At 44.3% G+C, this 16,881-nt stretch carries 9 protein-coding genes; 8 read left to right on the top strand and 1 reads right to left on the bottom strand.

The genetic code is table 11. From position 1 onward, the window contains the following. The first annotated feature begins 80 nt into the window (after positions 1 to 80). From rsgA to H6F52_RS16605, 4 genes are all read left to right on the top strand, one after another. Entirely contained in the window at positions 81 to 1,142 is a 1,062-nt protein-coding gene (gene rsgA, locus H6F52_RS16620; protein WP_190536138.1) for a ribosome small subunit-dependent GTPase A, read from the top strand. Positions 1,143 to 1,401: 259 nt separating this feature from the next. Further along, positions 1,402 to 3,012, top strand: a complete 1,611-nt coding sequence (gene abc-f / locus H6F52_RS16615) for a ribosomal protection-like ABC-F family protein (protein WP_190536137.1) — start codon at positions 1,402 to 1,404, stop codon at positions 3,010 to 3,012. An 80-nt stretch (positions 3,013 to 3,092) separates the two neighbouring features. Beyond that, positions 3,093 to 3,818, top strand: coding sequence for a cyclase family protein (locus H6F52_RS16610; RefSeq protein WP_190536136.1), 726 nt, complete (start codon positions 3,093 to 3,095; stop codon positions 3,816 to 3,818). 147 nt (positions 3,819 to 3,965) lie between these two features. Beyond that, positions 3,966 to 7,340, top strand: coding sequence for a non-ribosomal peptide synthetase (locus tag H6F52_RS16605; protein WP_190536171.1), 3,375 nt, complete (start codon positions 3,966 to 3,968; stop codon positions 7,338 to 7,340). Positions 7,341 to 7,410: 70 nt separating this feature from the next. On the opposite strand, the gene H6F52_RS16600 is transcribed toward H6F52_RS16605, so the two are convergent. After that, positions 7,411 to 8,520: an alpha/beta hydrolase gene (locus H6F52_RS16600; RefSeq protein WP_190536135.1), complete on the bottom strand. Its 1,110-nt coding sequence runs from the start codon at positions 8,518 to 8,520 to the stop codon at positions 7,411 to 7,413. Between the two features lie 126 nt (positions 8,521 to 8,646). On the opposite strand from H6F52_RS16600, the gene H6F52_RS16595 reads away from it, so the two are divergent. The 4 genes from H6F52_RS16595 (at position 8,647) to H6F52_RS16580 (ending at position 16,771) form a co-directional block, all read left to right on the top strand. Then, complete coding sequence (locus H6F52_RS16595) at positions 8,647 to 13,554, top strand: non-ribosomal peptide synthetase (RefSeq protein ID WP_190536134.1); 4,908 nt, start codon at positions 8,647 to 8,649, stop codon at positions 13,552 to 13,554. A gap of 5 nt (positions 13,555 to 13,559) precedes the next feature. Continuing rightward, the gene (locus tag H6F52_RS16590) at positions 13,560 to 14,936 is read left to right on the top strand and encodes a GH1 family beta-glucosidase (protein WP_190536133.1); all 1,377 of its coding nucleotides are present in this window, start codon (positions 13,560 to 13,562) and stop codon (positions 14,934 to 14,936) included. Positions 14,937 to 15,158: 222 nt separating this feature from the next. Continuing rightward, the gene (locus tag H6F52_RS16585; RefSeq protein WP_190536132.1) at positions 15,159 to 16,289 is read left to right on the top strand and encodes an AAA family ATPase; all 1,131 of its coding nucleotides are present in this window, start codon (positions 15,159 to 15,161) and stop codon (positions 16,287 to 16,289) included. Beyond that, positions 16,286 to 16,771 carry a hypothetical protein gene (locus tag H6F52_RS16580; protein ID WP_190536131.1) on the top strand — a complete coding sequence of 162 codons (486 nt, stop codon included), beginning with the start codon at positions 16,286 to 16,288 and terminating at the stop codon, positions 16,769 to 16,771. Before H6F52_RS16585 ends, H6F52_RS16580 begins: the two co-directional genes overlap by 4 nt. Positions 16,772 to 16,881: the final 110 nt, after the last annotated feature.

The raw sequence follows: 16,881 nt of genomic DNA, 5'->3' as shown, positions 1-16,881 counted from the left end.
TATTCTGATGTACGCGAATAATTTACGCGATTCCTCTGTGAGTTTGGCGGTCTATAACCGCACCCATAGAGGAAACTTCAATGAATTTAGAGTTGTTAGGCTGGAATCGTTTTTTTGCGAAAAACTTTGACAGCTATTTTCAACAAGGATACACGGTTGGTCGAGTTGCTCTTGAGCAAAAAAATACCTACCTTCTCTACACTGAGTTTGGAGAATTATCGGCAGAAATAACGGGAAAAATGCGTTACCAAGCCGAGCGACGAATAGATTTTCCAGCGGTCGGAGATTGGGTAGTTGTTAGCATCATTAGCGATGAAGAAAGAGCAAGTATTCATGAAATTTTGCCGCGAAAAAGCAAATTTTCTCGGAAAACTGTCGGTGCACAAACAGATGAGCAAATAATTGCCACCAACATTGATACGGTGTTTTTGGTTTCGGGATTGGATCGGGATTTCAATCTCAGAAGAATCGAACGTTATCTAATTTTGGTTTGGGAAAGTGGAGCGAATCCAGTCATCATTCTAAATAAAGCGGACTTGTGCGATGAAGTTGAGCAACGAAAAGCCGAAGTAGAAGCGATCGCTCCTAGCGTACCCATTATTAGCTTGAGTGCAATTGAGAACCAAGGACTCGATGCCTTGAGTCCCTATCTCGGTACGGGGCAAACCGTAGCACTAATTGGTTCTTCGGGAGTCGGGAAATCGACGATTACCAATCAATTAGCTAAAAAGGACATTCAAGCAGTTCAATCAGTACGCAAAGGAGATAATCGAGGCCGCCACACCACAACACATCGAGAGTTAATTATTTTGCCTTCTGGGGGTTTGCTGATGGACACTCCGGGAATGCGAGAAATTCAGATGTGGAATGGAAGTGAAGGCTTTCAGGAAACCTTTACTGATATCAATACGCTTGCTACAGAGTGTCGCTTTCGCGATTGCCAACATGAAGCAGAACCCGGTTGTGCAGTGCAACAAGCTTTGCTTGATGGCATTCTAGATAAGCAACGTTTCCGGAACTACCGAAAACTTCAACAAGAGCTTGAATACAATCACCGGAAACAAGATCAAAAAGCGTCTTTAGCCGAGAAGGAAAAATGGAAAAAAATCCATAAAGCTCTAAGAAACAATCCAAAACGCTAAGCAGCTAAGTCATTATCTTAGCCAGCAAAAAAGCGTTAACTTCTAGGAGCAACCAGTAAGGATTGGGAAGTGGAGTCTCGAAACTTCCAAGTTAAACTTGGAAGTTTCAAGGCCTCAATTCCGCATAGGCAGTTGAATTCGTGTAGCCGTGAGTTGACTTGCCAGCGTTTTTTATCAACACTCAGTATTTTGGAAATAGCCATGAAGAACCTAACAAAAAATCATCATCTGTACTCTAATTACCCAGGATTCAGCATATATGCAAAAAAAATCATTTCTAACCGCCGAACAAATTAGCTACGAACTCGCTTCCGACCAAACCTTATTTACCAATGTTCAAGCCACAGTGAATGAGGGAGATAGAATTGCGCTTGTCGGTGCTAATGGGGTAGGAAAATCAACCTTGCTCAAAATCTTGGCTGGTGAAATTCAGCCTAGTTCGGGTTCTGTGAATCGTGAAGGTACGGTTTATTACCTTCCACAAATTAGCACCCTTATCCAGGCAACTCAAGGTGCGACTGTTCTTGATTTTTTAAGTAACTTTTCAGAAGATTGGTGGGAAATCAGTAACCTTTTAGAGGTCAAGTTTAAAACTTATGTGGATATTTCGCTACCAGTTAGCAGCCTGAGTGGTGGAGAGCTGACTAAATTGTTTCTGGCAATTGGTTTATACAGAAAACCAAGCGTGTTACTCCTAGATGAACCCACTAATCACCTGGATTTATTAGCTTTAGAGAATCTGAAGAATTTTCTCCAAGAATTGAAGCAACCTTTTGTGATTGTCTCTCACAAACCTTTTTTCCTAAATCAAGTTGTCAACACTATTTGGGAGCTAACAGCATTAGGAGTGAAAGTTTACGGTGGTAACTTTTCCAGCTATAAGGAACAAAAAGAAATTGAATTTCAGGTGGCTTTGAGGACGCGAGAAATAGCCAAAAAAGAACTTAAGCAGGCAACTGATGCGTCTTTGCAAGAAGAGAAACGGGCAGGAAAATCCCGAAGAGAAGGGCGTAAACAAGCTCACGATAGAAGTATGGGAAAATCTGCAAGAAGATTCTTCGAGAATCGAGCATCAGCAAGTGCTGGAAGCGCCTCAAAAAAACATGAGGCGGCGATCGCTAAAGCTACACAAAATTTGGAATCTGCCAAAATTAGGACAAATCCAGTTGCCATTGTTCGCCTTGAAGAAGAAAGTAGTAAAAAGGGGAGAAGCTTAATTAACATTCAAGGAGCCAATCTGAAAATTGTAAATCAGTTTCTCATAAAGAATATACAGATGCACATAGCATCCGGTGAGCGAGTTGCTATTTCTGGGGCGAATGGGTCGGGAAAATCTAGCTTAATTCGGGCAGTTTTGGGCATCCATCGAAAAAATTCCCCAGCGATTCTTGCATCGGGGAAGGTTTCAGTTGCTCCAAAATTAAAAGTTGTATATCTTGACCAAACTTACGAGTTAGTAGATAGAGGAAAAACCATTTTAGAAAATTTGCAAGCAGCGAATCCCAACCTTGAGTATCAACTTATCAGACAACAGCTTGGACACTTTTTATTTTTCAATGATGAAGTGAATAAAAAAGCTGAGGTCTTAAGTGGAGGAGAGCTAGCAAGACTTGCCCTGGCGATGATTAGCGTATCGGAAATTGAGTTGCTGGTATTGGATGAACCAACAAACAATTTGGATTTGGAAACCGTTACTCAAATTGTGGAAGCGTTAGAGGAGTATCAAGGTGCTATCTTGGTAATTTCTCATGACCTAGACTTTCTCAGTCGCATTCAGATAACCAAAGCCTTTAAAATTCAAAACAGGGAAATGCGAACGACCGTTTTCCTTCCCGCCGAGACAGAACAATATTATCAAGAGTTACTTTGAACGCGAGACCCCCGAATTCTCTAAGAATTCGGGGGTCTTAACCGCTGGGATCTCACAAATATTTTTAGTAATCAGACGCCATGATTCCTAGCTCAAATAATCTTAAAACCATTAATTACACCCAAATTGTAGACCTGAGTCATGTCATTGATCCAAATATACCTATTTGGCAAAACGATCCACTCGTTGAATTTGAGCCAGTCGCCGAGTTAGAAAAAGATGGTTACTATCTACGAAGATTCTCGATGGGAGAACACAGCGGCACTCATATCAACGCACCTAGTAGCTTTTATGAAGATGGGGTTGGGATTGAGAGTTATCCAGCTCAGTCGCTCGTTGTACCAGCAATTGTTATCGATATCCGCGACAAAGCTATTGCTAATTTTGACTATGCTTTAACAACAGCCGATGTCTTCGACTGGGAACAGCAACACCATCCTATCTTCCCTAACACTGTTGTACTTCTATACACGGGTTGGCAAGAAAAGTGGAGCGATAAAAAAGCCTTTTTAAATCAGGACGAGAAGGGCAAATTTCACTTTCCGGGGTTTGGCGCTGAAACTAGCCGATTCTTAGTCGAACAACGCGCGATCGCTGGCGTGGGAATTGATACTCATGGCGTCGATCCAGGCCAAGATGAAACCTTTAGCAGCAACCGCCTGGTACTAAAAAAGGCTGGAATTGTATTGGAAAATCTGACAAATCTCGATCGGTTATCGCCCACTGGCACCACATTAGTCATTGGGATTTTACGTCTACGGGGTGGTTCTGGGACACCTGTATCCGTGTTAGCTTTTGTCCCTTGATACCTGCACAAAAATCGCATTGACTTTACGCGATCGCTTCTTCCCATTAAATCAACCTGGACAGGCTATTATCCCTTGTGGTGAAAGCAAAGATAGATGACGCCGGATGCCGACAACGCCCCGATAGCTGCAAAAGAAAGAATCGATATGTCTGAACAAGAGGTTTTTGTCTTTCCTGCATCATTTGCCCAACAGCGGCTGTGGTTCCTTGACCAGTTGATACCTGGCAATGCGATCTATAATGTGCCGACAGTCATTCGCTTAAAAGGTGCGCTCAATTTCGCGGCATTAGAGCAGACGTTTAACGAAATTGTGCGTCGCCACGAAGCCTTACGGACTACATTTAAGGTGCTAGAGGGGCAACCCGTACAAGTGATTCCTGCGGAAAGTTGCGCTAAGGCTTCCGGCTTAACCATCCCTCTGTCCGTAGTAGACCTGCGGCAGTTTCCAGAATGCGATCGCGAACTCCAAGCACAACAATTGGTAGCAGCAGAAATCGAGCGTCCTTTTGATTTGTCTTCTATCCCATTGCTGCGAGTGAAGCTGCTACAGCTTTCCGAAACAGAACATATTCTATTGCTGAATATGCACCACATTATCTGTGATGATTGGTCGATTGGAGTGCTGATTCGGGAACTGGGAACCCTGTACACAGCCTTTACTTGTAAAGACGCGATGCATCCCGTCTCTACGTTGCCGGAACTGCCCCTGCAATACGCTGACTTTGCCCATTGGCAGCGCGAGTGGCTGCAAGGAGAAGTGCTGGAAACCCAGTTAGCTTACTGGCGACAACAATTAAACGGTATTTGCATACTAAATTTGCCTATTGACCGACCGAAACCAGCTGTTGCAAGCTATCGAGGCGCAACCCAATCTTTAGAGTTACCGAAAAAGCTAAGTGATGCGCTCCAGACGCTTTCGCAGCAAGAAGGTACCACCCTATTTATGACTTTGCTGGCAGCATTTCAGATTTTACTTTATCGCTACACGCATCAAGAAGATATTGCGGTGGGTTCGCCAATTGCTAACCGTAACCGCAGTGAAATTGAAGGTTTAATTGGTTTTTTTGTCAACAGTTTGGTATTACGCACCGACTTATCTGGAAACCCAACTTTTCGGGAACTCTTGGGCAGAGTCCGGCAGGTAACACTAGGCGCATACAGCCATCAAGATTTGCCTTTTGAGAAACTTGTTGAGGAGCTACATCCAGAGCGCAACTTAAATATTCATCCGCTATTCCAAGTAGTATTTGGCTTTGAGAATACGCCAATGTCGGCGCTAGAACTACCTGGATTAGTACCTAGCTTTATGGATATTGAATTTAAAACAACTCGATTCGATTTGGAATTGCATTTGTGGAAATGTTCCGAAGATTTCCGGAGCTTGTGGGGCGGTAAATGGGAGAATTCTGAGGGGATTAGAGGCGTAGTGGTTTACAACACGGATTTATTCGATGAAGCCACGATTACTAGAATGCTGGGGCATTTTAAAACATTGCTTGAAGGGATTGTTAATCATCCCGAAGAACGAGTTGCAAATTTACCGCTATTGGGTGAAGCTGAACGACAGCAGTTATTAATACAAATAAACGACACCGGGGCAGATTATCCTGAAAATCAGTGTATCCATCAGTTATTTGAAAATCAGGTAAAGCAAAATCCTAATTCTATAGCAGTAAGGTTTGAGAATTTAGAGACAAGGGTTATCGAGTCTCTAACCTACCGGGAGTTGAACATACGCAGCAACCAATTAGCACATTATTTGCAAAAATTGGGGGTAGGTTCGGAAGTTTTAGTCGGCATCTGTATGGAGCGTTCTGTAGACCTAATTGTGGGATTACTAGGCATTCTGAAAGCAGGGGGAGCTTATGTGCCTTTAGATCCTAGTTATCCTCAAGAACGTTTGAAGTTTATGCTTGATGATGCTTGTAAGGGCGAAGCATTTCTACAGAAAAACTTTGGCTTCAATCCAGAAATTATTGGCACGGATACGCCCGTACTATTGCTGACACAGGAAAAATTTGTTGGGCATTTTGAGGGTTTGTCAAACCCAGTTGTGTCCCTTGATAAGGATTGGGAAATCATTGCCCAAGAAAGTGAAGAAAACCCGAATAGCAGCGTAACCAGCGAGAACTTAGCTTATGTAATCTACACTTCTGGTTCTACAGGAAATCCTAAGGGAGTTGCGGTTACTCACAAAGCTGTCAATCGGCTGGTATGCAACACAAATTATGTAAAATTGTCGCCTGATGATAAAGTTGCCCAAGCCTCAAACACTTCCTTCGACGCAGCAACGTTCGAGATTTGGGGCGCGTTACTCAATGGCGCTCAACTTGTTGGAATTAGCAGAGATGTCACCCTTTCGCCCCACGAGTTTGCCTTACAACTTCAACAAAAAGACATTAGCATTTTATTTTTGACAACCGCTTTATTTCAACAGATTGCTAGAGAGGTTCCACAAGCTTTCGCTGACTTGCGCTATTTGCTATTTGGAGGTGAGGCTGTTGATATTCGGTGGGTCAGAAAGGTTCTTAAACATGGAGTGCCAAAGCAATTCATTCATGTCTATGGGCCAACGGAAAGTACGACATTTTCTTCTTATTACTGCGTGGAGAAATTAACAGAATCAGCAGCCTCTATCCCCATTGGTCGCCCGATTACGAATACGCAGATTTATTTGCTGGATGCTCATTTACAACCTGTACCGATTGGTGTTGTCGGCGAATTGTACATTGGCGGTGATGGATTGGCGCGAGAATATCTGAATCGCCCTGAATTAACTGCTGAACGCTTTATTTCTAATCCTTTTAGTAAGAAAACAGAAGCACGACTTTATAAAACGGGTGACTTAGCCCGCTATCTACCAGACGGCAATATTGAGTTTTTAGGTCGCATTGATAATCAGGTAAAAATTCGCGGCTTCCGCATCGAATTGGGCGAAATTGAAGCGGCGCTCAATCAGCATCCAGTAGTGAGCGAGACAGCGGTAATTGTTAGGGAAGAAATCCCTGGTGATAAGCACTTGGTTGCTTATATTGTTCCTAACCAAAAACAGGCACCAGCAAGCATCAATCTGCGGCAATTCCTAAAAGAAAAGTTACCTGAATACATGGTGCCTTCAGCTTATGTCATGCTAGAATTCCTACCGCTGACACCGAATGGAAAAGTAGATCGCCGTGCCTTACCTGCGGTTGATACGCTCAGTTTTGATATCAAAGAAGATTATGTCGCACCACGCGATCGCGTTGAGGAAGCGCTAGCCGAAATTTGGGCTAAAGTTTTGGGAAAAGAGCAGGTAAGTGTCCACGACAATTTCTTTGAATTGGGCGGTCATTCTCTACTCGCAACTCAGCTAACTTCCCGCATCCGCGATGCTTTCCAAATAGAGTTGTCTGTACGCAACTTGTTTGAATCTCCAACAGTAGCTAGCTTAGCTAGGCACATTGAAACAATGTGTTGGGCGGCGAAAGGTTTGGATAACACGAGTTCCACGGGAAATGAGCGAGAAGAAATAGAATTTTAAGTCTTTCTACAATCTCATTTGCAAATACTCAAGAGTCAGCAAGCGCAAGTAATCTAAAATGTTCTGAGCGTTACCCGCATTTAGCACAAAACGCACTGACAACTTCGGAAAAGAGCTGATTTTTCTCCATCAATACCATGTGTCCACCCGGCTTAATGGTGACGAGTTCAGCTTGAGGCAATTCCGCTTTCATGCGATCGCTTGCAACAGGTTTAGTTGCGATATCTGTTGCACCGCAAACGACCAACACCGGAACGTTAATCGTTGGGAGTGTTGTTGTTTCCTCGAAATTGAACATTGCCAATGTACCGCGAGCGAGAACACCAGGCGAACCTAAAGCCGATAAGAAAGCGGCGAAATCCAGTTGACCGCGGGTTTCAGTCCCCTTAAATCCAGAAATCTCTACGCTGATGTGTAGCGAACCGTTGAGATAGCTTAGCCAAGTCATCAGCCAAAAGAGGGGTGACAGGAGCATGGTGAGGTACAGCAATGGTTCAAGCAGCGGTTTCTGCAATTTGGGTAACACACTGCTCAAGATAGAAGTTTTCAGTGGATTGGTGTAGGTTGTATCTGCGAGGATTAAGCCTGCTACGCGACGCCCCAGATGTTCTGGAAACAGCCGACAGAATGTTAGGTTAATCATGCCACCCATGCTGTGTCCAAGCAGGATAACCGGCTTGTCTCCCGCGCTCGCAACAACGGCTTCGAGGTCACGGGCATATTTTTCTACGGAGTAGTCGTTATTTTTGGGTCTAGTGGATTTTCCGAGTCCTGGCAAATCCCATACTATTACTCGGAAGCGATCGCTCAGTTGTCGCTTGGCATAGTACCATACCGCACTGTTTGGTCCCCAACCGTGTGACAAGATAATCGGTTGACCATCTTCAGGCCCATAGAACTCTACGTGCAGGACGCTACCATCCGGTCGTGGCAAGCGCTGTACAGTTCCAGTACGCATCAATTTAGGTTCGTCAGCACCTTGGCGACGCAGCAGCGGCAAGCTGATAAAACGACCGCCAAGAGACCACAAAACCATCGCCAGTCCGCCTATCAAGTAGGATGTCCCCACCAGTTCCCCTTCATACCACTCATACAGAATGTAAATCCCTCCGCCCAGTATCCCGATGGACAGCAATCCAACCAGCCATACGAGTAGGAAATTGAGGGGCATGAACACCATGAGCAGAAACCTTTAGGGTAGGATGTTGACTGCGTTGTCTTCCAACGTCATACCGAGGTTAGACCACAGTCGGGTCAATAGCAAGTACACTCCTCTAGCGGGTAGTGTCCTAGAAGAGGTTTAATTTTGAAAACAGTTGAGTTTTTATCTTACCTCCGTAGCTTAGATATTCAGGTTTTTGTCGATGGAGAACGCCTGCGCTGTAACGCCCCAGAAGGAAGCCTCACCGCAGAACTACGTGCAGAGATAGCTGAACGCAAAGCTGAAATTCTCTCATTTCTAAGGACAGCTAACGTTACCAAAAACGCTACTCCGATAAGCCTTACACCCATTTCGCGGGACAGAAATCTCTCCCTATCCTTTGCACAACAGCGGCTGTGGTTTCTGGATCAATTAGTACCTAACAATGCTTTCTATAATGTTCCGGCAGCTGTGCGTCTGGTCGGTTCGCTAAATTTAGCGGCGTTGAAAGAGGCTTTTAACGAAATTGTGCGCCGTCACGAAGCTTTACGCACCACTTTTGTAACGGTGGAAGGGCAACCCGTGCAAGCGATCGCATCCACTTTAACTGTACCTCTACCAGTAATAGATTTGCGATCGCGAAGCGTCTCCGAAGGAGAATCGCAAAGCGTCTCTGTTGCCGAAGCCGCCCTAAAAGGGCTAGGAGAATTAGAAACCGAAGCGCGACGCATCACCACCCAAGAAGCTCAACGCCCTTTCGATTTGTCCAAAGACCCTTTTCTACGAGTAACGCTACTGCGGTTAGATGAGTCAGAATATGTGCTACTGCTGGTTCTGCACCACATTGTCTCCGATGGCTGGTCTATGGGGGTACTAATTCGCGAGTTAGCGGCACTCTACACAGCCTTTGCTTCTTGTAAAGACGATAAATTTTCCGTCTCTACACCTTTACCAGAACTACCTATTCAGTATGCAGACTTTGCCCACTGGCAACGTGAGTGGTTGCAAGGGGAAGTATTGGAAACACAACTTGCTTACTGGCGGCAGCAATTAGAGGGCATTTCTATCTTAAATTTGCCTACTGACAGACCTCGACCAGCCGTTCAAAGCTACCGGGGTGCAACGCAACTTTTGCAACTACCAAAAAGCCTGAGTAAGGCGTTAGAAGCCTTAAGCCAGCAAGAAGGCGTAACTTTGTTTATGACTTTACTGGCAGCATTTCAAACCTTGCTGTACCGCTACACTCAGCAAGAAGATATTGCCGTAGGTTCGCCAATTGCCAACCGCAACCGCAGCGAAATAGAAGGGTTAATTGGTTTTTTTGTTAATAGTTTAGTGTTGCGTACCAACTTTGATGGAAACCCAACATTTCGCTCACTTTTGAGTCGAGTGCGAGAGGTATCGCTGGGAGCGTATGCTCACCAAGATTTGCCTTTTGAAAAGCTGGTGGAGGAACTGCATCCGGAGCGCAACTTGAATCAAAATCCCCTGTTTCAGGTGGTGTTTGCATTACAAAATGCGCCAATGTCGGCGCTAGAGCTACCAGAGTTAACCTTAAGCCCGTTGCAATTTGTTGATACAGAAACAACGCGGTTTGATTTAGAGTTCCACTTGTGGGAGCAAAAGGAAAATAATGGGTTAGGGGTAGATAGTTCAGAAGGAATTAGCGGCTTTGTCGTATACAGCACCGATTTATTTGATGCAGCCACCATTAACCGGATGCTGGAGCATTTCCAAATATTGCTAGAGGGCATTGTTGCGAATCCAGAGCAACGAGTTGCCGAATTACCGATATTAAGTGAAGCTGAACTACATCAACTGTTAGTGCAATGGAATAATACCAAAGTAGATTATCCCAATGATTTGTGTGTTCATCAGCTATTTGAAGCACAGGTAGAGCAGAATAAAGATGCGATTGCTCTAGTATTTGAAGATAAAGAACTCACCTACCAAGAGTTAAATATACGCAGCAACAAACTTGCACGTTATTTGCAAAAATTGGGTATCGGTGCGGAAATTTTAGTAGGACTTTGCGTAGAGCGATCGCTTGATATGATAATCGGGATGTTAGCCATCCTGAAAGCAGGTGGAGCCTACCTACCTTTAGACCCCAGCTACCCTCCTGAGCGTTTAAGTTTTATGCTTAAAGATGCTCAAGTGCCAGTTTTATTAACACGCGAACAGTATATCGAACGCCTTGATAATCAAAATCCAAAAATAATTTCTTTAGACATGGATTGGGAAAGAATTTCCCAAGAGAGTGAAGACAATCCTAGCAGCAATGTTACCGCAGAAAACCTTGCTTATGTTATTTATACCTCTGGCACCACTGGAAAGCCTAAAGGAGTTCAAATTAAACATGGTGGACTATTAAATCTAGTATTTTGGCATCAACAAGCGTTTGCAGTTTCACCGCTTGACCAGGTAACGCAGGTTGCGGGATGTGCATTTGATGCTTGCACATGGGAAATTTTGCCTTATTTGAGTGCAGGAGCTAGCATTTATTTGACCGATGATGAAATTAGGCGATCGCCTGAAAAGCTGCGAGATTTTTTAGTATCAAAATCGATAACTATTAGCTTCTTGCCGACCCCTTTAGCTGAGAAAGCTTTGTTATTAGATTGGTCTAAAGATATAGCATTGCGAGTCTTATTAACAGGAGGCGATAAATTACATCAGTATCCTTTGGCTGAATATCCTTTCCAGGTAGTGAATAATTATGGTCCAACTGAGAATACTGTTGTTACAACATCCGGTATTGTTGCTGTTAGAGAGCAAGAAAATTCCTTCAATAGGGCTTTAAAAGGGGAGCAAGAAGGGATTACAGATGTAGCAGTATTAGGAAATGCGATCGCGCCTACAATTGGTCGTCCCATTGCCAACACTCAAGTTTATGTTCTAGATAGATATTTACAACCTGTACCCATCGGCGTTGCTGGTGAATTGCACATTGGTGGTGATGGACTAGCGCGAGGTTATTTAAACCGTCCTGATTTAACTGCTGAAAAATTCATTTCTAATCCTTTTAGCAACCAACCAGAAGCACGTCTTTATAAAACAGGCGATTTAGTTCGCTATCAACCAGATGGCAATATCGAATTTTTAGGTCGTCTCGACGAACAGGTAAAAATTCGCGGCTTCCGCATAGAGTTGGGAGAAATTGAAGCGGTACTGAGTCAACATCCAGCAGTGCTGCAAAATGTTGTAATAACTCGTGAAGATGTACCGGGGGAAAAGCGTTTAGTAGTTTATCTAGCACTAAATGCTGAATACAGCGAACAGAAGCAGATGGAAATGCAATTGCAAGATGAGCAGGTTTCGCAATGGCAGATGCTCTACAACGAAAATTATAATCAACCTGCTGCTAGTTCAGATCCAAAATTCAATATTGTCGGTTGGAATAGCAGTTATACTAATCAACCGATTCCAGCAGAACAGATGCGTGAATGGGTAGATAACCAAGTTGCGGGAATTCTGGATTTGCAACCAAGTCGAGTGTTAGAAATAGGGTGTGGAACAGGTTTATTGTTGTTTAGAATTGCGCCTCACTGCAATAAATATTGTGGGACAGACTTTTCCTCGGCTTCACTTAACTACATCCAGGAGCAATTGGCACAATTACCTCAAGTAACATTGCTTCAGAAGTTGGCGACTGACTTTGAGGGAGTGGAGTCCGAAGCCTTTGATACGGTGATTCTGAACTCGGTTGTGCAATATTTTCCCAATATTGATTATCTGGTGCGCGTACTGGAGGGAGCAATAAATGCGATCGCTCCCGGTGGCTTCATCTTCATCGGCGATGTGCGTAGCCTCCCCCTGCTGCAAGCTTTCCACGCCTCAGTACAGCTTTATCAAGCCGAACCCTCCCTCACCCGCGAACAGTTGCAGCAACGGGTAGAAATGCAAATGTTCCAAGAAACGGAGTTAGTAATTGATCCAGCTTTCTTCAGTGCATTAAAGCAGCGATTTCCCCAGATTAGCGACGTACAAATTCAACTAATCCGGGGTCATCATCACAATGAATTAACGCAGTTTCGTTATAACGCGATTCTGCATATTAGCGCTGAAATAGATTCTGAAAGCACCTACATCAATCCCCCCGAAGTGGCGGGAAGTAAGAATACTCCGGCTCCCTCCCTGTTGCGGGGAGGGCTGGGGAGGGGTGCCTCGCTAGACTGGCACGAAAATAACTTAACCGTCTCCGTTGTACATCAGCTATTAGTTGATAACCAACCAGAACTATTAAGCATTACCAATGTGCCTAATGCGCGGGTAACAGCAGCAGTTAAAACAGCAGAATGGCTCTCAGGCGCAGCAGAGTTTAAAACTGCGGGACAGATGCGTGAAGTATTGCAAAAGCTCCAAAATTTAGGAGTAGATCCAGAAGATTTTTATAGCCTAGATGTCCCTTACGACGTTGATATTAGCTGGTCAAATTCCGCTAGTGATGGACGCTACGATGTAGTTTTTGTAAGCAAAGAAATAGACGAAAAAACTACTTTGCCACTCAGCGCTAAATTGCGATCGCTACAATCTTATGCGAATAATCCCCTGCAAGCAAAAGCAGCTCGTAAGTTAATCCCTCAATTGCAGACTTATCTAGCCCAAAAGCTACCTGAGTACATGGTGCCATCGGCTTTTGTGGTGCTGGAATCTCTACCGCTGACGCCGAATGGCAAAGTCGATCGCCGTGCTTTACCGGCACCTGAACCAGTCAAACTAGAATTGGCAGGAAATTATGTTGCACCTCAAACTCCGGTTGAGGAAGTGTTAGTGAAAATTTTTGCTGAAGTTTTGGGAGTTAAACGGGTAGGTATTCACGATAATTTCTTTGAATTAGGAGGACATTCATTACTAGCGACTCAGCTTGTTTCTAGAGTGCGCGACGCATTCGCGGTGGAGTTACCTTTGCGTAGTGTCTTTGAGGCACCGACCATTGCAGAATTATCGAAAGCGATCGCTAGTTTTCAGCAGACCACTACTCAAAGCAAAGCCCCAGCCTTAGTGCCAATTTCTCGTGAAAATCGTCGCATGAAGCTATCTTCTCTCAATAAAGAAAACCAGCAACCGTGAACCAGATGAAAACCAGCGACCAATTTCCAGAAAATTTCATCTGGGGCGCGGCTACCTCCGCCTATCAGATAGAGGGTGCGGCAACAGAAGGCGATCGCAAACCCAGCGTCTGGGATACCTTCAGTGCCACCCCCGGACGGGTTGAGAATGGCGATACGGGTGCTGTTGCTTGCGACCATTACCACCGCTACGAAACAGACGTAGAACTGATGGCACAACTGGGCATCAAGCATTATCGCTTTAGTATCGCTTGGCCCCGAATTATTCCTGATGGTCGGGGAAACGTGAATGAGAAGGGAATTGATTTCTACAAGCGTCTGGTTGATTGCCTGCACAAACACGGGATTACTCCCCACGCCACCTTGTTTCATTGGGACAGTCCTCAAGCACTAGAGGATTTGTACGGTTCTTGGCGCAGCCGGGAGATGGCTTCAGATTTTGCTGACTATGTTACTGCTGTTGTCAGTCGGTTAGGCGATCGCATCACCAACTGGATGACCATCAACGAAATCCCCTGCTTCACTGATTTCGCCTACGATGTGGATAAAGACCCACCCTTTGCCCCTGGCACTCGCGTCAAAACTCGCAAAGAAGTGTGGCAGACTTCTCACCATGCCCTCCTCGCTCATGGAATGGGCTGTCAAGCTATCCGTGCTGCCTCGCCCGTTCCTTGTTCCGTAGCACTTGTAGACAATATTTCTGTCACCGTTCCCCTCACCGAATCAGCGGCTGATATAACAGCGGCTCAGCAAGCTTTCCATACTTCTTGGCTCAATGGTGGGATTATTTTTCCAGCGCTGACGGGTGTCTACAGTCCAGCAATGCTTGAGAAGTTGGGCGCTGATGCCCCAGATATTCAGTCGGGCGATTTGGAAATCATTCACCAGCCCCTCGACGCAATCGGTATCAATATTTACACGGGAACTTATGTTCGTGCGGCGGACAATAAAGACGGTTACGAGTTTCTTGACTTACCCAAAGGCTACCCGCGAATGAATATGCCTTGGCTGCATATCGTTCCTGAGAGCATCTATTGGGGTATTCGCCATATTAGCAACACGCTTAGGCGACAAGATTTGCCCGTGTTCATTACCGAAAATGGTTGTGCTGCCGAAGACGAACTGAACCCTCAAGGCGAGGTAATTGATACAGACCGCATTATGTATTTACGCCAGTATTTGAAGGCGGCTCATCGAGCCATTCGTGAAGGCTATCCCCTGAAAGGTTACTTTCTTTGGAGTTTCATGGATAACTTTGAGTGGCCTTACGGTTATAGTCGCCGCTTTGGGATTACCTATGTCGATTACAAGACGCAACAACGCATTCCCAAAGCAAGCTTTAATTGGTATGCAGAGTGCATTCGTCAGAACCGAGTGGTTTGAAACGAAATCGTGCGATCACGCCTTAATCATACTGGCACAAGTGGTGAAGTTACGCGATCGCGCAATTTTCTAAAGGGGTTAAAGATTGAAAGACAGTAAGCGTGAAAGTAAAGCTCCAGCCTTAGTGTCAATTTCTCGTGAGATGGAAATTACTAATAATGTATATTGGTTAATTAGGCTGACCGATTTTTTTCACTTTTCACTCCCCGGAGTCGTTTTTCTATGCTCCAAAGACTATACGTAAATAACTTCAGATGCCTGGAGAACTTTGAACTGATTCTCAAAGAGATGCCATCCTCCCTTTTAATTGGGAAAAATGGTGCAGGTAAATCAACCATCCGTGTTGTATTGGAAATCCTTCAACACATTGGTCGAGGCATTAACAGAATGCGTGAATTTGATAAAAATCATCTTGGTCTTATCGATCCTAAAGATTTCAATCGAGGAAAGTCTGATGTTCCAATTAGATTTGAGATAGAAGTATTACTAAACAATAAACTATACAAATATATCCTTGCATTGGAATTACCAGAAAACTTTAGAGAGCTTCGAGTTTTTGAAGAGCAACTGTTAATTTCAGGAAATCCAATTTACTCTCGCAAGGAAGCCCAAGTCACTCTTTACACCAGCCCGCGAAATCCTGAAGCTCAGTTTCTGGTAGATTGGCATCTCGTTGCTCTTCCAGTGATTCAAGAACAATCAGAAACCGATCCGCTTCGTATTTTCAAGACTTGGCTGGCGCGCACGATTATTTTAGCCCCGATTCCAAGCCTGATGACTGGAGACTCTAACGGGGAAACGTTGGAGCCAAAACGAGACGGTTCAAATTTTGGTGAGTGGTTCTCTGGGTTACTCAGTCGCTACCCTGCTGCCTACACACAGGCTGACAGATACCTCAGAGAAGTTATGCCTGACATTCAGGATTTTCTGAATGAACAGATCGGTAAAGACTCTAAAAGTATGGTTGTTCGATTTGAAGCAAAGAGTGCCAATCTGAGCGTTGATTTTAAAGACTTATCTGATGGGGAGAAATGCTTTTTTCTTTGTGCTGTTGTCTTAGCTGCCAACAAATACTACGGCCCACTTTTTTGCTTTTGGGACGAACCTGATAACTATCTTTCCCTGTCAGAGGTTGGACATTTTGTAACATCACTACGACGCTCATTTAAGAATAGCGGTCAGATTGTAGTAACCTCGCATAATGAGGAAGCAATCCGAAAGTTTTCCAATGAAAACACCTTTGTACTCGATCGAAAGAGTCACCTAGAGCCAACCTTAGTTAGGTTGCTCAGTGATATACCTGTTAGTGGCGACCTTGTAGACACCTTAATTCGTGGCGACATAGAATTATGAGTGTGAATAAGTACCAACCTCATCTTCTTGTGTTGCCCGAAGATGACGCTAATCGCCAAATTGCCAACGGATTTTTGCTTTATTCAAAACTCAATAGTCGTGCTATTCAAGTTCTACCAGAGGCTAGTGGCTGGAAAGATGTTGTGGAGAAATTTACGAATGATTATGCCTCTACAATGCGCCAATATCCACATAGAATAATTGTTTTGTTAATTGATTTTGATCAAGATAAAGATCGATTAGATTATGTGAAGCAAAATATTCCAATTGATTTAGAAGATAGAGTATTTGTTCTCGGAGTGTTATCTGAACCAGAGAAGTTAAGAAGCGACATTAAAAAGAATTTTGAAGAGATTGGAGAAACTCTTGCAAATGACTGCCCTGACGATACTAATGAATTATGGGAGCATGAGCTTCTCAAACACAATAAAACTGAATTAGCTCGTATGGTTCCTTCGGTCAAATCCTTTCTGTTTAATTAAGGCATAGCAGATTCCTGGGGCTAAGGTAGTGAATGGCAAATGCTTCATTTTGGGCCGTAACGGATGGAGCTGAGATTCCGGCAGGAACTTGTTCGATCGTCCAAGCATAA

The sequence above is a fragment of the Coleofasciculus sp. FACHB-542 genome, assembly GCF_014695825.1.
Lineage (GTDB): Bacteria > Cyanobacteriota > Cyanobacteriia > Cyanobacteriales > FACHB-T130 > FACHB-T130.
Note: the sequence above shows the minus strand (reverse complement) of the source record. Positions and strands in the feature narration are given on the sequence as shown.

Coding starts and splice junctions, on each gene's coding strand:
- H6F52_RS16580 (WP_190536131.1), top strand. CDS start 16,286: ATGAGTGTGAATAAGTACCAACCTCATCTTCTTGTGTTGCCCGAAGAT.
- rsgA (WP_190536138.1), top strand. CDS start 81: ATGAATTTAGAGTTGTTAGGCTGGAATCGTTTTTTTGCGAAAAACTTT.
- H6F52_RS16600 (WP_190536135.1), bottom strand. CDS start 8,520: ATGGTGTTCATGCCCCTCAATTTCCTACTCGTATGGCTGGTTGGATTG.
- H6F52_RS16585 (WP_190536132.1), top strand. CDS start 15,159: ATGCTCCAAAGACTATACGTAAATAACTTCAGATGCCTGGAGAACTTT.
- H6F52_RS16610 (WP_190536136.1), top strand. CDS start 3,093: ATGATTCCTAGCTCAAATAATCTTAAAACCATTAATTACACCCAAATT.
- H6F52_RS16590 (WP_190536133.1), top strand. CDS start 13,560: ATGAAAACCAGCGACCAATTTCCAGAAAATTTCATCTGGGGCGCGGCT.
- H6F52_RS16605 (WP_190536171.1), top strand. CDS start 3,966: ATGTCTGAACAAGAGGTTTTTGTCTTTCCTGCATCATTTGCCCAACAG.
- abc-f (WP_190536137.1), top strand. CDS start 1,402: ATGCAAAAAAAATCATTTCTAACCGCCGAACAAATTAGCTACGAACTC.